Genomic DNA, 11,855 nt, shown 5'->3' on the forward strand with positions numbered 1-11,855 from the left:
GCCGGGCACAGGCGCGGGGGCCGGGGCGGCGGGGGCCTGGGCCGCCGGAGCGGCGGCGGGCGCGGGGGCGGCGGCGGGGGTCGGCGTAGCGCCGGCCTGAGTCGCGGCCTGGGTCACTGGGGTCACCTCGGTACCGGGCTTGTAGTCGGCGAAAAAGTCCCACCAGGCTCGGTCGACCGAGTTCGGGTCCTGGAGGTACTGCTGGTAGATCTCGTCGACGAGCCACTCATTGGGGCCGAAGCCAGTGGAGCTTGCCGAGCTGTTGGGGTGTTCAGGGGACTGTGGCGACACGGCGGCAACCGCCCTCTTCCGCTTCCTTTTGGGATGTTTGGACAGCGGGGATTAAGGCTACGCCTCCGACCGGTGATCGCGCAGTCCCCGGGGGGCAGGCGTCGCCCAGATCACAGTCCTGACCTGCGGTTTGGCTGAAAATGTGCGTTAGAAACCGGCATCGGAGGGGAACCGACCGCTTCCGACCACCCAAAAAATGCGGGCAAAAGCGGACAAAGTAGGGTTTGAGGCCCCGGGCGAAGCTCTGTGTCGGATCTGTGACATTCGTCCGCTTCACCCGGGGCAGGGTCCTCCTCGCGCCCGCCCTCCGTCCGCCCTCCGTCCGCGGTCAGCGCGGCCCGGGCAGCCGGACCTCGATCCGGCAGCCGCGGGCGGCCTCGGCGACCTCGATCCGCCCGCCGTGCAGGTCCACCGCCCAGCGGGCGATGGCCAGCCCGAGGCCGGTCCCGCCGTCGGCGCCCGGCCCGGAGGCGGTCGCGGTGCCGCTGCGGCCGAACCGTTCGAAGACCCTGGTGCGGTCCGCCGCCGGGATGCCGGGACCCTCGTCCTCGACCTCCAGCAGCAGCGAGCCGGGCCCCTCGTCGGGCCGGGCGCGCACGGTCACGGTGCCACCGGGCGGGGAGTGCTTGCAGGCGTTGTCGACCAGGTTGGCGACCACCTGGTGGAGCCGCTCCGGGTCGGCGACGCCGGTCAGGCCCACCGGGCTCACCTCCAGCGCGAGCCGGACGTCGCCGCGCCGGGAGAACGCCCCGCCCGCCGTGGCGCCGTCCACGGTGACCCCGCGCAGCACGCCGTCCAGGAACTCGCGCACCTCGAAGGGGCGGGCGTCCAGGTCGACCACGCCGTCGTCGATCTTGGAGAGGTCGAGCAGGTGGGCGACCAGCCGGCCGAGCCGCTCGGTCTGCTCCAGCGCGGCACCCAGGGTCGCCGGGTTCGGCTGGACGACGCCGTCGACCACGTTCTCCAGCACGGCGTGCAGCGCGGCGATCGGCGTGCGCAGCTCGTGCGAGACGTTGGCGACCAGTTCGCGGCGGTGCCGGTCGGCCGCCTCCAGGTCGGCCGCCATCTGGTTGAAGGTGGCGGCCAGCTCGCCGATCTCGTCGCGCGAGCTCACCTCGACCCGGCGGCTGTAGTCGCCCGAGGCCATCGCGCGGGCGGCGGCGGTCATGTCGCGCAGCGGGGCGGTCAGCCCGTGCGCGAGGAACTGCATGAAGAGCAGTGAGGCGATCATCGAGAAGATCATGATGATCCGGATCTGGGTCTCGGACCGGATCGCCACGACCACCATGCCGGTGGCCAGGAAGACCGAGACGATCACCAGGAGGGCGAGTTTGCCCTTGATCGAGCGGACCGGGTCCAGCGGCCGGATGTCGGCCCAGACCCGTTTCGCGGCGCGGGCGGCCAGAGTGGGCGGCCGGCTGCCGTCGAGGTCCCCGTTGCGTTGCTGTGGAAAGGTCATTGGTCCCCTGTGGTCCCCCGCGTGGGTGCGCACGGCGGTCGGGACACGGGCCCCCCGGCGGCCCGGTGTCCGAAGGCGCGGTGCTACGAGAGCGGGGCCTCCAGCGCGTATCCGACGCCGTGCACGGTGCGGATCCAGCTGGCGCCGATCTTGCGGCGCAGCGCCTTGACGTGGCTGTCGACGGTGCGGGTGCCGGACGCGTCCGTCCAGTCCCAGACCTCGGCCAGCAGCTGCTCGCGGGTGAGCACGGCGCGCGGCTGGGCGGCCAGGCAGGCGAGCAGGTCGAACTCGGTCGGCGTCAGGTGGACGTCGCCCGAGGCCAGCCGGACCCGGCGCTGCACGTGGTCGATCTCCAGCTCGCCGAAGCGCAGGCTGCCGAGCGCGGGCGTGCGGGCGGCCTGCTGGGCGCGCTCGACGCGGCGCAGCAGCACGTTGACCCGGGCGGCCAGTTCGCGCATGGAGAAGGGCTTGGTCATGTAGTCGTCGGCGCCGACGCCGAGGCCGACCAGCAGGTCCGTCTCGTCGTCGCGCGCGGTGAGCATCAGGACCGGTACCGGGCGCTGGGCCTGGATCCGGCGGCACACCTCCAGGCCGTCGAAGCCGGGCAGCATGATGTCGAGGACGACGAGGTCGGGCTGCCAGGTGTGGAAGCCGTCGACGGCGCCCGGGCCGTCGTGGGCCACGGCGACCTTGAAGCCCTCCGCGCCCAGCCGGGCCGCGATGGACTCGGCGATCGTGGGCTCGTCCTCGACCACCAGCACTCTGCGCTGACTGCTCACCGTGCCGCCGGCGTTCTGGTTGTCCTGCTGAATTTCTGTCACGGTCACGCCACCGCCCCCAGGGCTGCGGGCCGGCCATCTGTGGGGATGGCGAAGGCTCCGCTCGTAGTCTTGTTCCGTCGTGGACTGTGCCGGGTCCGCCGTCCCGTCGCGTACTGCGGGGTCGGCGAGCGGTGTGCGCCGCTCACTTCTCCCACGCACCTCGCAGCGTACGGACAGCGGGTGATTCCCGGCAGGTGGACCGGACATTTCCGGCCCGTGGGCCGGCCTGCCGGGCCGGCCGTCGGGCCCACCGGGAAGTGGGCACGGGCCGATACCTTACCCGGCGTTTTTTCACTCCGTAACGGTACGTATGCACATCAGTTGGCGCCAAGCCGCCGGTCAGCGGGGATGGGCATGTGTATAAGGGGAGAAGGTCTGGACCAATTCGGGCACCCGGCGATCATCCCGCGTCCAGGGTTCTCCCAGCCGGCTCCCAGTCGCCGCCCGTACCGTGGCCACGACAAATCGCGGGGGCGGGATTTCCCGGACGCGCCGGTACGTTGGACACGCGCGGGAGCGACGGCCGCGGGCGGCGGAGCGGAGGCGGCATGGCGGAGCGACGGGTGCGCGCCGGGCGCGGCGGGCCGCCGTACGCGATGCTCCGGCACGGCCTGCGGGCCGGGGCGGTCGAGTGGCTGCTGGCCCGGGTGCCGACCCCGCGGCGCAACCCCTTCGCGCTCGGCTACCTCGCGGTGGTCGGCGCCACCACCACCTTCGCCTCGCTGGCCGACCCGGACCTCGTCCAGCGGCTCCAGGAGGCGTCCAGCTCGGACGGGCACAACCTGCTGAGCCACCCGCTGCGCGCGCTGCTGCTCAGCGGCTTCTGGGTGGCCGGCACCGACTGGGTGCCCTACCTGTGGGCCTTCGCCCTCACCGTCGCGCCGCTGGAGCGCCGGGTCGGCCCCGCCCGGGCGGCCGCGGTCTTCGCCGCCGGGCACATCGGCGCCACCCTGCTCTCGCAGGGCGTGGTGATCGTCGCGGTGGAGAGCGGGCGGCTGGAGCCGGCCGCGATGGACCGCCTGGACATCGGCGTCAGCTACGGCGTGCTGGCCAGTCTCGGCGCGCTGGCCGGGCTGCTGCGGCCGGGCGGCCGGGCGGTCGCGCTCGGACTGGCCGCGGCGCTGATCGTCGAGCAGACCGTCGGCGACCGGGACCTCGTCACCGGGGTCGGCCATCCGGCGGCGCTGCTGACCGGGGTGGCGCTGTGGCGGTGGCTGCGCCGCTGGGACGGGCACCGGCCGGGCCGGACCCGGCTCGGGGCGCCGGCCGAGTGCCCCCGGAGCGTGCCCGCGCCGGCCTCCGCGCCGGGCCGGTCCGCGGTCCTGGACCGCTGCTGAGCCGGACCGGGCCCGGTTTTTGACGGGGCCGCCAGGGGGCCTTCACCGTTCGCTCACGGCGAACGAGGCCCGGGGAACATCCGGAGCCCGCAAAGCCTTAGTCAGGTCGACTCAAGTTCACTGACTGGGGAGAGATCATGGCATCGACGTCCACACCGCTCACCCTGCCCGTGCTGCCGCTCGACGACGAGGTCGTCCTGCCGGGCATGGTCGTGCCGCTGGACCTGAAGGACACCGAGGTCCGCGCCGCCGTCGAGGCCGCGCGCGCCGCCGCCACCGGCACCGGGAAGCCCCAGGTCCTGCTGGTCCCGCGGGTGGACGGCTCGTACGCGGCGGTCGGCACCCTCGCCACCGTCGAGCAGGTCGGCCGGCTGGCCGACGGCCCCCATGCGGTCGGGCAGCCGGCTGCGCTGGTCCGCGCGGTGCGCCGGGTGCGGATCGGCGTCGGCACCACCGGGCCGGGCGCCGCGCTCTGGGTGGAGACCACGCCGTTCCGGGAGTCCTCGGTCGGCACCCCGGTGGCCGGGCGCGCCGCCGAACTGGTCAGGGAGTACAAGAGCCTGTCCACCCAGTGGCTGCGCAAGCGCGGCGCCTGGCAGATCGTCGACCGGGTGGCCGCCGTCGAGGGCGTCGGCGAGCTCGCCGACAACATCGGCTACGCCTCCTTCGCCACCGCCGAGCAGAAGCTCAAGGTGCTGCTGGAGGCCGACCAGGTCGCGCGACTGGAGTACGCGCTCGGCCTGCTCCGCGACCACCTCGCCGAGGAGGAGGTCAACGACACCATCCGCAAGGACGTCGAGGAGGGCGTCGCCAAGCAGCAGAAGGAGTTCCTGCTGCGCCGCCAGCTGGAGGCCGTCCGCAAGGAGCTGGCCGAGCTGAACGGCGACCCGGCCGGCGAGGAGGACGACTACCGCGCCCGGGTCGAGGCCGCCGACCTGCCCGAGAAGGTCCGCGAGGCCGCGCTCAAGGAGGTCGACAAGCTGGAGCGCTCCAGCGAGCAGTCGCCCGAGGGCTCGTGGATCCGCACCTGGCTCGACACCGTCCTGGAGCTGCCCTGGAACGAGCGCACCGAGGACTCCTACGACATCGCCGGCGCCCGCGCGGTGCTGGACGCCGACCACGCCGGCCTGGCCGACGTGAAGGAGCGCATCGTCGAGTACCTGGCCGTGCGCAAGCGCCGGGCCGACCAGGGGCTCGGGCTGGTCGGAGGCCGCCGCGGGGGCGCGGTGCTGGCGCTGGTCGGCCCGCCCGGCGTCGGCAAGACCTCGCTCGGCGAGTCGGTGGCCCGCGCCATGGGCCGGGAGTTCGTCCGGGTCGCGCTCGGCGGGGTCCGGGACGAGGCGGAGATCCGCGGCCACCGGCGCACCTACGTCGGCGCGCTGCCCGGCCGCATCGTCCGGGCGCTCAAGGAGGCCGGCTCGATGAACCCGGTCGTGCTGCTCGACGAGATCGACAAGGTCGGCTCCGACTACCGGGGCGACCCGGCCGCGGCGCTGCTGGAGGTGCTCGACCCGGCGCAGAACCACACCTTCCGCGACCACTACCTGGAGGTCGAGCTGGACCTCTCCGACGTGGTCTTCCTCGCCACCGCCAATGTGCTGGAGGCCATCCCCGAGCCGCTGCTCGACCGGATGGAGCTGGTCCGCCTGGACGGCTACACCGAGGACGAGAAGGTCGTCATCGCCCGCGACCACCTGCTCCCGCGCCAGCTGGAGAAGGCCGGGCTCGGGGACGGCGAGGTCGCGGTCGACGAGCCGGCGCTGCGCAGGCTGGCCGGCGAGTACACCCGGGAGGCGGGCGTGCGGAACCTCGAACGGGCCGTCGCCCGGGTGCTGCGCAAGATCGCCGCGCAGAGCGAGCTGGGCGAGCGCGAGCTGCCCGCCGCGATCGGCGCCGACGACCTGCGGGCCCTGATCGGCCGGCCGCACCACGTGCCGGAGGCGGCGCAGGAGCCCGCCGAGCGGCGCACCGCGGTACCCGGGGTGGCCACCGGCCTGGCGGTCACCGGGGCCGGCGGCGACGTCCTCTACATCGAGGCCTCGCTCGCCGACGCCGAGACCGGCGGCACCGGGCTGACCCTGACCGGCCAGCTGGGCGACGTCATGAAGGAGTCCGCGCACATCGCGCTCTCCTACCTGCGCTCGCGCGGCGCCGAGCTGGAGCTGCCGGTCACCTCGCTGCGCGACCGCGGCGTGCACCTGCACGTCCCGGCCGGGGCCGTCCCCAAGGACGGGCCGAGCGCCGGCATCACCATGACCACGGCGCTGGCCTCGCTGCTCTCCGGGCGCAAGGTGCGCACCGACGTGGCGATGACCGGTGAGGTGTCGCTGACCGGGCGGGTGCTGCCGATCGGCGGGGTGAAGCAGAAGCTGCTCGCCGCCGACCGGGCCGGGATCACCACGGTGGTCATCCCCAAGCGCAACGAGCCCGACCTGGACGACGTCCCCGCGGAGGTGCTGGAGCGGCTGACCGTGCACCCGGTCGCGGACGTCCGGGAGGTGCTGGAGCTGGCCCTGGAGCCGGCCGGCGTGCTGGTGGCGGCGGCCTGACGGTCCCGGCCCCGGTCCGCCCCGCGGCCCGTCCCGTCCCGGTGCGCCGCCGGACGGGACGGGCCGCGGGGCGCGTGCCAGACTGCGAGGGTGCCGTCCTTGACCCAGCGCGTCCTGGTCCGGGTGCCGGAGCGGGTGCGACCCCTCCTGGTCCGGCACCGGAGCCTGGTGAAGTTCCAGCTGGTCGGCAGCGGCTGCTTCGCCCTGACGCTGCTGATCAACTACGCGCTGCGGCTCACCCTGCTGGAGCGCAAGCCGGTGGTGGCGCTCACCGTGGCGACGGTGGCCGGGACCGCCGTCTCCTACCTGCTCAACCGGCGGTGGAGCTTCCGCTCCTCCTGGCGGCGGCGCGAACCGCTGCTGTTCCTGCTGGTGAGCGCCGTCGCCATCGGCGTCAACGTGCTGCCGCTGATCGTCTCGCGCTACCTGTTCGACCTGCGCGAGCCGTGGGTCAGCCCGGTCGCCCAGGAGGTGGCCGACTTCCTGAGCGGGATGGTGCTGGGCACCTTCGCGGCGATGCTGTTCCGGTTCTGGGCCATGCGGCGCTGGGTGTTCACCCGGGTGGAGCAGCCCCTCGTCGTGGGCACCGGCGGCGCGGCCGGAGCGGGCGGGCAGCTGGGTCCGCGGGTGCGGTCGGCGGAGGCCGGGGCGGGTGAGGGCGATGCGTGAGACGGGCGGCGCCGGGGGCGCGGCCGGGCCGGCGAGCCAGCAGGGGATGCGCCGCAGCAACCTGGCCCTGGTGCTCCGGATCATCTCCCGCACCCCGCGCTCGCGCGCCGAGGTGGCCGCCGAGAGCGGGCTGACCAGGGCGGCCGTCTCCTCGCTCGCCGAGGAGCTGATCGCGGCCGGACTGGTGGTCGAGGAGGGCCCGGCCACCCCCAGCGGCAAGGTCGGCCGGCCCGGCACCGCGCTCGGGCTCAACCCGGACGGTCCGGCCGGCCTCGGCGCCGAGATCGGGGTGGAGCACCTGGGCGCCTGCGTGGTCGACCTGCGCGGCGAGGTCCGCGCCTGGCGCCGCCAGGACATCCGCAACCGGGGCCGGCGGCCCGCCGCCGTGATGGCCGACCTCGCCGAGCTGGTCCGCCGGGCCGCCGCCGACGCCGCACTGCGCCCGGCCGGGCTGGCGCTGGCCGTGCCCGGACTGGTCGGCGCCGAGGGCGCGCTGCTCCAACGGGCCGCCAACCTGGACTGGCGGGACGTCGCGGTCGCCGCCGAACTGCGGCTCGCGCTGCACGCCGCCGGCGCACCGGGCCTGGCCGGGCTCCCGCTGCGGGCCGACAACGAGGCCAACCTCGGAGGCCTCGCCGAGCTCTGGCTGGGCGGCGGGCCCGAGCACTTCCTGCACGTCTCCGCCGAGGCCGGGATCGGCTCGGCGATCGTCGTCGACGGCCGGCTGCTGCGCGGTGCGCGCGGCTACGCGGGCGAGCTGGGCCACGTCCCGGTGCATCCCGAGGGGCCGCGCTGCGCGTGCGGGGCGCACGGCTGCCTGGAGCAGTACGCGGGGGAGTCGGCGGTGCTGCGCGCGGCCGGGCTGGAGGGCATCCGGGGCGACTGGGTGGCGCTGCTCGCCGAGCGGGCCGCGGCCGAGGACGAGGAGGTGCGCGGGGCGCTCGACGGCGCCGGGACCGCGCTGGGCATCGCGGCGGCCGGGGCGGTCAACCTGCTGGACCCGGCCGAGGTGGTGCTGGGCGGCGGCTACGCCCAGCTGGCGCCCTGGCTGCTGCCCGCGATGCGGGCCGAGCTGGCCGCCCGGGTGACCGTCCGCCCGTGGTCGGCGGAGCGGCTGACGGTCTCCCGGCTGGGCCGCCGCGGCCCCCTGCTGGGGGCCGCGGTCGGCGTGGTCCGCTCACTGCTCGCCGACCCGGGGCGGCTGCAGGAGTAGCCCGTTCCGCTCCTGGACCGGCTGCCTCAGTCCTTGACCAGCTCGCGGCTCAGGTGCGAGGGCCGGCCGACGACGGCGGCCAGGGTGATGCCGACGCCGACCAACGCCCAGGCCAGCAGCACCAGCAGCGGCTGGGTCATGGCGGTGCCGTCGAAGTAGGCGATCGAGCGGGTCGCGTCGGTGCCGGCGCCGTTCGGGAACCAGGCCCCGATCGCCCGCCAGAACGCCGGCATCATCGGGGGCGGGAAGACGCCGCCGGCGCTCGGGTTGCCGAGCACCACGAAGAGCAGCACCGCGACGCCGATGCCGATGACGTCGAACAGGCACTGCATGGCCATGGTGAACGCGCCGACCGCGAAGACCACCAGCGCACCGACCGCGGACAGCGCCAGGAACGGGCCGGGCAGCGCGTCCAGGATCGTCTGGACGATCAGCGCGCCGCCGAGGCCGGCCGCGACCGAGTACAGCGCCAGGGTGCCGAGCCGGATCAGCGCCCGGTTGGTGTTGGCCGGCTTGGCGCCGGCGCTGACCCCGAGGATCGAGGCGACCAGGTAGCCTCCGACGCACCAGCCGATCACCAGGTAGAAGGAGGAGAGGCCGTTGGCGTCGCCCTTGGCGAGCGGCACGACGTCCTGGACCACGACCGTACGGCCCTGGCTCTTCTCCAGGCCGGTGACGATGGACTCGGCGGCCTTGGCGGCGGACGTCCCGCGCGCGTTGGCGACCAGCAGCACGTCCTCGGTGGAGGCCGGGTCCACCACCAGCGCGGCGTAGATCCGCTGGTCCTTGAGGAGCTGGGTGGCGCTCTCCGCGTCCGGCGCGGTGGAGGCCTTCACGGCGTCGTCCGGGACCGACTCCAGGCCCTGGACCAGCTGGGGGGCTACCTGCGGCGGGGCGACCACCGCGATCGACAGCTCGTGCGGCTTGGGCTGGTGCAGCGCGCCGACGTAGGAGGTGACGAAGCCCAGCTGGAGGAGCAGCACGCCGATCACCAGCAGCGCGGCGCGCGGGGTGACGGCGCCCTTCAGCTCGGCGGCGAAGCCCTTCTTCGGCGCGGCCGGCTCGGCTGCGCGCTCCGGTGCCGCGGCGGGCCCTGGTTCCTGCTGCCCTGGGGCGGTCATGCACATCTCCTTGCGTATCGGGGGAAACCGGGTACTTAATAGCATGAACTAGTTTCGCCCAGGTTTCTCCCGCGCCGGGGACGGGCCGGGTGTGCTGCGGGATACTGGCGCGGTGAGTACGCCGAACGAAGAGCGCGCCGGGGGTCGACCGGGCGAGGACCCGCTGATGGCGGTCGAGCGCGAGGTCGGGGTGCTGTTCCGGCGTGGCCGTGCCCGGGTGTCCGAGCTGTCCCGGCGGGTCCACCCGCAGCTGGAGGGCATGGCGTACAGCCTGCTGAGCTACGTCGACCAGGCGGGTCCGGTGCGGGTGACCGATGTCGGTCTGCACTTCGCGGTCGGCAAGGCGACGATCAGCCGGCAGATCCGGGCGCTGGAGGAACTGGGCCTGCTGGTCCGGGAGGCGGACCCGCAGGACCGCCGCTCCGCGCGGGTCTCGCTCACGGAGGACGGCCGGCGGCGCTTCCGGACCGCCCAGGCGGCCCGGCTGGCCCGGGTGCGGGAGCTGATGGGCGGCTGGCCGGAGGAGGACGTGGTGCGCTTCGCCGAACTGCTGCACCGCTTCAACGACGTGGTCGGCGAGGCGGCGGCGCCGGCGGCGGCCGGCTGAACGCCGGACGCTGGACGTGCGGGTGGCGGAGGTATGGGCCCGGGCCGGGACCGGTCCGGGCTTTGCTTGTTCTTGACGAATGTTGCCTAGGTCAACCATCCAGCTTATGGTTGCCACAGGCAACTATTCCGAAGGACCCCGATGACCGTCACCGCCACGCCTGCCGCGACCGGAGCCGCCGACACGACCGACCAACCGATGACGCACCGGCAGGTGCTGGAGGCGCTCTCCGGCCTGCTGCTCGGCCTCTTCGTCGCCGTGCTCTCGTCGACCGTCGTCTCCAACGCGCTGCCGCGCATCCTCACCGACCTGCACGGCGGCCAGTCCGCCTACACCTGGGTGATCACCGCGACCCTGCTCACCCTCACCGCCTCCACCCCGATCTGGGGCAAGCTCTCCGACCTCGCCAGCAAGAAGCTGCTGCTGCAGATCGCGCTGGTGATCTACATCGCCTCCTCCGCGCTGGCCGGCCTCTCCCAGAACACCGGCCAGCTGATCGCCTGCCGCGCCCTCCAGGGCATCGGCGCCGGCGGCGTCACCGCCCTCGCCCAGATCTGCCTGGCCGCGATGGTCCCGCCGCGCGAGCGCGGCCGGTACAGCGGCTACTTCGGCGCCGTCTTCGCGCTGGCCACCATCGGCGGCCCGCTGATCGGCGGCGTCATCGTGGACACCTCCTGGCTCGGCTGGCGCTGGTGCTTCTACGTCGGCATCCCGTTCGCGGTGCTCGCGATCCTGGTGCTCCAGCGCACCCTGAAGCTGCCCGTGGTCAAGCGCACGGTGAGGATCGACTACCTGGGCGCCCTGGTGATCACCGGCGCGGTCAGCCTGCTGATGATCTGGATCACCCTGGCCGGCAAGAACTACGCCTGGCTCTCCTGGCAGACCGCGGCCATGGTCGGCGGCGGACTGCTGCTCGGCGCGGTCGCCGTCGCCGTCGAGCGCCGCGCCGCCGAGCCGATCATCCCGCCGCACCTGTTCCAGCACCGCACGGTCACCCTCGCCGCGCTGGCCAGCGTCCTGGTCGGCATCGGGATGTACGGCGCGACCACCTTCCTCAGCCAGTACTTCCAGCTCGCCCGGGACAAGTCCCCGACCGTGGCCGGCCTGATGACCCTGCCGATGATCCTCGGCCTGGCCGTCTCCTCCACCGTCGCCGGCAAGCTGATCACCAAGTACGGCAAGTGGAAGGCCTTCCTGGTCAGCGGCACGCTGCTGCTGGCGGTCGGCTTCGCACTGCTCGGCACCGCCCGGGCCGACACCGACTACGTCCTGCTCTCCGTCTACATGGCGGTCACCGGCGTCGGCCTCGGCCTCACCATGCAGAACCTCGTCCTCGCCGTCCAGAACACCGTGCCGCGCGCGGAACTCGGCGCGGCCAGCTCGGTCGTCACCTTCTTCCGCACCATGGGCGGCGCGATGGGCGTCTCGGCGCTCGGCGCGCTGATGAACAACCGGGTCGGCCACTACCTCGCCGAGAACCTCGCCGACGCGGGCGTCCCGGCCGGCGGCGGCGGTTCGCTCGGCGACGGCATCCCGGACCTGCACAAGCTGCCCGCGCAGCTGGTGCCGCTGGTCACCGACGCCTTCGGGCACGGCGTCGGCGTGATCTTCCTGGTCGCGGCGCCGTTCGCGCTGCTGGCCTTCGTCACGGTGCTGTTCATCCGCGAGACCGCGCTGCGCACCGGCCAGGACTGACGCCCGGCAGGGGGTGCCGGCGCGTGGTTCCGTCTCCGGCCCCCGCCGTACTGGGGTACTGGGGGGTCACTCGCCGCCCCGCGTCCGCGAGAG

10 protein-coding genes are annotated in these 11,855 nt (G+C 74.1%); 6 read left to right on the forward strand and 4 right to left on the reverse strand.

The window, feature by feature from the left end; all coding sequences use genetic code 11:
* The 3 genes from ACFU74_RS32010 to ACFU74_RS32020 form a co-directional block, all read right to left on the reverse strand.
* On the reverse strand, positions 1–291 hold a 291-nt coding region (locus ACFU74_RS32010), incomplete at its 3' end, for a hypothetical protein (protein ID WP_380763174.1).
* A 328-nt stretch (positions 292–619) separates the two neighbouring features.
* A complete protein-coding gene (locus ACFU74_RS32015) occupies positions 620–1,750 on the reverse strand; it encodes a sensor histidine kinase (protein ID WP_380763176.1) in 1,131 nt (376 codons plus the stop codon).
* 83 nt (positions 1,751–1,833) lie between these two features.
* Positions 1,834–2,571 (reverse strand): response regulator transcription factor, encoded by a 738-nt coding sequence (locus ACFU74_RS32020; protein WP_344337269.1) that lies wholly within the window; start codon positions 2,569–2,571, stop codon positions 1,834–1,836.
* 548 nt (positions 2,572–3,119) lie between these two features.
* Between ACFU74_RS32020 and ACFU74_RS32025 the strand changes: the two genes are divergently transcribed.
* The 4 genes from ACFU74_RS32025 (at position 3,120) to ACFU74_RS32040 (ending at position 8,339) form a co-directional block, all read left to right on the forward strand.
* Positions 3,120–3,908: a rhomboid-like protein gene (locus tag ACFU74_RS32025; RefSeq protein ID WP_380763178.1), complete on the forward strand. Its 789-nt coding sequence runs from the start codon at positions 3,120–3,122 to the stop codon at positions 3,906–3,908.
* 137 nt (positions 3,909–4,045) lie between these two features.
* Entirely contained in the window at positions 4,046–6,457 is a 2,412-nt protein-coding gene (lon, locus tag ACFU74_RS32030) for an endopeptidase La (RefSeq protein ID WP_380763180.1), read from the forward strand.
* Between the two features lie 90 nt (positions 6,458–6,547).
* On the forward strand, positions 6,548–7,126 hold the full coding sequence (locus tag ACFU74_RS32035) for a GtrA family protein (protein ID WP_380763182.1): 579 nt from the start codon (positions 6,548–6,550) through the stop codon (positions 7,124–7,126).
* Complete coding sequence (locus tag ACFU74_RS32040) at positions 7,119–8,339, forward strand: ROK family protein (protein ID WP_380763184.1); 1,221 nt, start codon at positions 7,119–7,121, stop codon at positions 8,337–8,339. The genes ACFU74_RS32035 and ACFU74_RS32040 overlap by 8 nt, the downstream gene beginning before the upstream one ends.
* Before the next feature lie 26 nt (positions 8,340–8,365).
* Here the strand turns inward: ACFU74_RS32040 and ACFU74_RS32045 are convergent, their stop codons facing one another.
* On the reverse strand, positions 8,366–9,460 hold the full coding sequence (locus ACFU74_RS32045) for an ABC transporter permease (RefSeq protein ID WP_380763186.1): 1,095 nt from the start codon (positions 9,458–9,460) through the stop codon (positions 8,366–8,368).
* A 112-nt stretch (positions 9,461–9,572) separates the two neighbouring features.
* Here ACFU74_RS32045 and ACFU74_RS32050 point away from each other — a divergent pair, with 112 nt between their 5' ends.
* Together ACFU74_RS32050 and ACFU74_RS32055 are read left to right on the forward strand one after the other, a co-directional pair.
* Positions 9,573–10,067 carry a MarR family winged helix-turn-helix transcriptional regulator gene (locus ACFU74_RS32050; RefSeq protein ID WP_380763188.1) on the forward strand — a complete coding sequence of 165 codons (495 nt, stop codon included), beginning with the start codon at positions 9,573–9,575 and terminating at the stop codon, positions 10,065–10,067.
* A gap of 141 nt (positions 10,068–10,208) precedes the next feature.
* A complete protein-coding gene (locus ACFU74_RS32055) occupies positions 10,209–11,762 on the forward strand; it encodes an MDR family MFS transporter (RefSeq protein ID WP_380763190.1) in 1,554 nt (517 codons plus the stop codon).
* Positions 11,763–11,855: the final 93 nt, after the last annotated feature.

The sequence above is a fragment of the Kitasatospora sp. NPDC057500 genome (assembly GCF_042802195.1).
Classification (GTDB): domain Bacteria; phylum Actinomycetota; class Actinomycetes; order Streptomycetales; family Streptomycetaceae; genus Kitasatospora.

Coding starts and splice junctions, on each gene's coding strand:
- ACFU74_RS32015 (WP_380763176.1), bottom strand. CDS start 1,750: ATGACCTTTCCACAGCAACGCAACGGGGACCTCGACGGCAGCCGGCCG.
- ACFU74_RS32025 (WP_380763178.1), top strand. CDS start 3,120: ATGGCGGAGCGACGGGTGCGCGCCGGGCGCGGCGGGCCGCCGTACGCG.
- lon (WP_380763180.1), top strand. CDS start 4,046: ATGGCATCGACGTCCACACCGCTCACCCTGCCCGTGCTGCCGCTCGAC.
- ACFU74_RS32040 (WP_380763184.1), top strand. CDS start 7,119: ATGCGTGAGACGGGCGGCGCCGGGGGCGCGGCCGGGCCGGCGAGCCAG.
- ACFU74_RS32045 (WP_380763186.1), bottom strand. CDS start 9,460: ATGACCGCCCCAGGGCAGCAGGAACCAGGGCCCGCCGCGGCACCGGAG.
- ACFU74_RS32055 (WP_380763190.1), top strand. CDS start 10,209: ATGACCGTCACCGCCACGCCTGCCGCGACCGGAGCCGCCGACACGACC.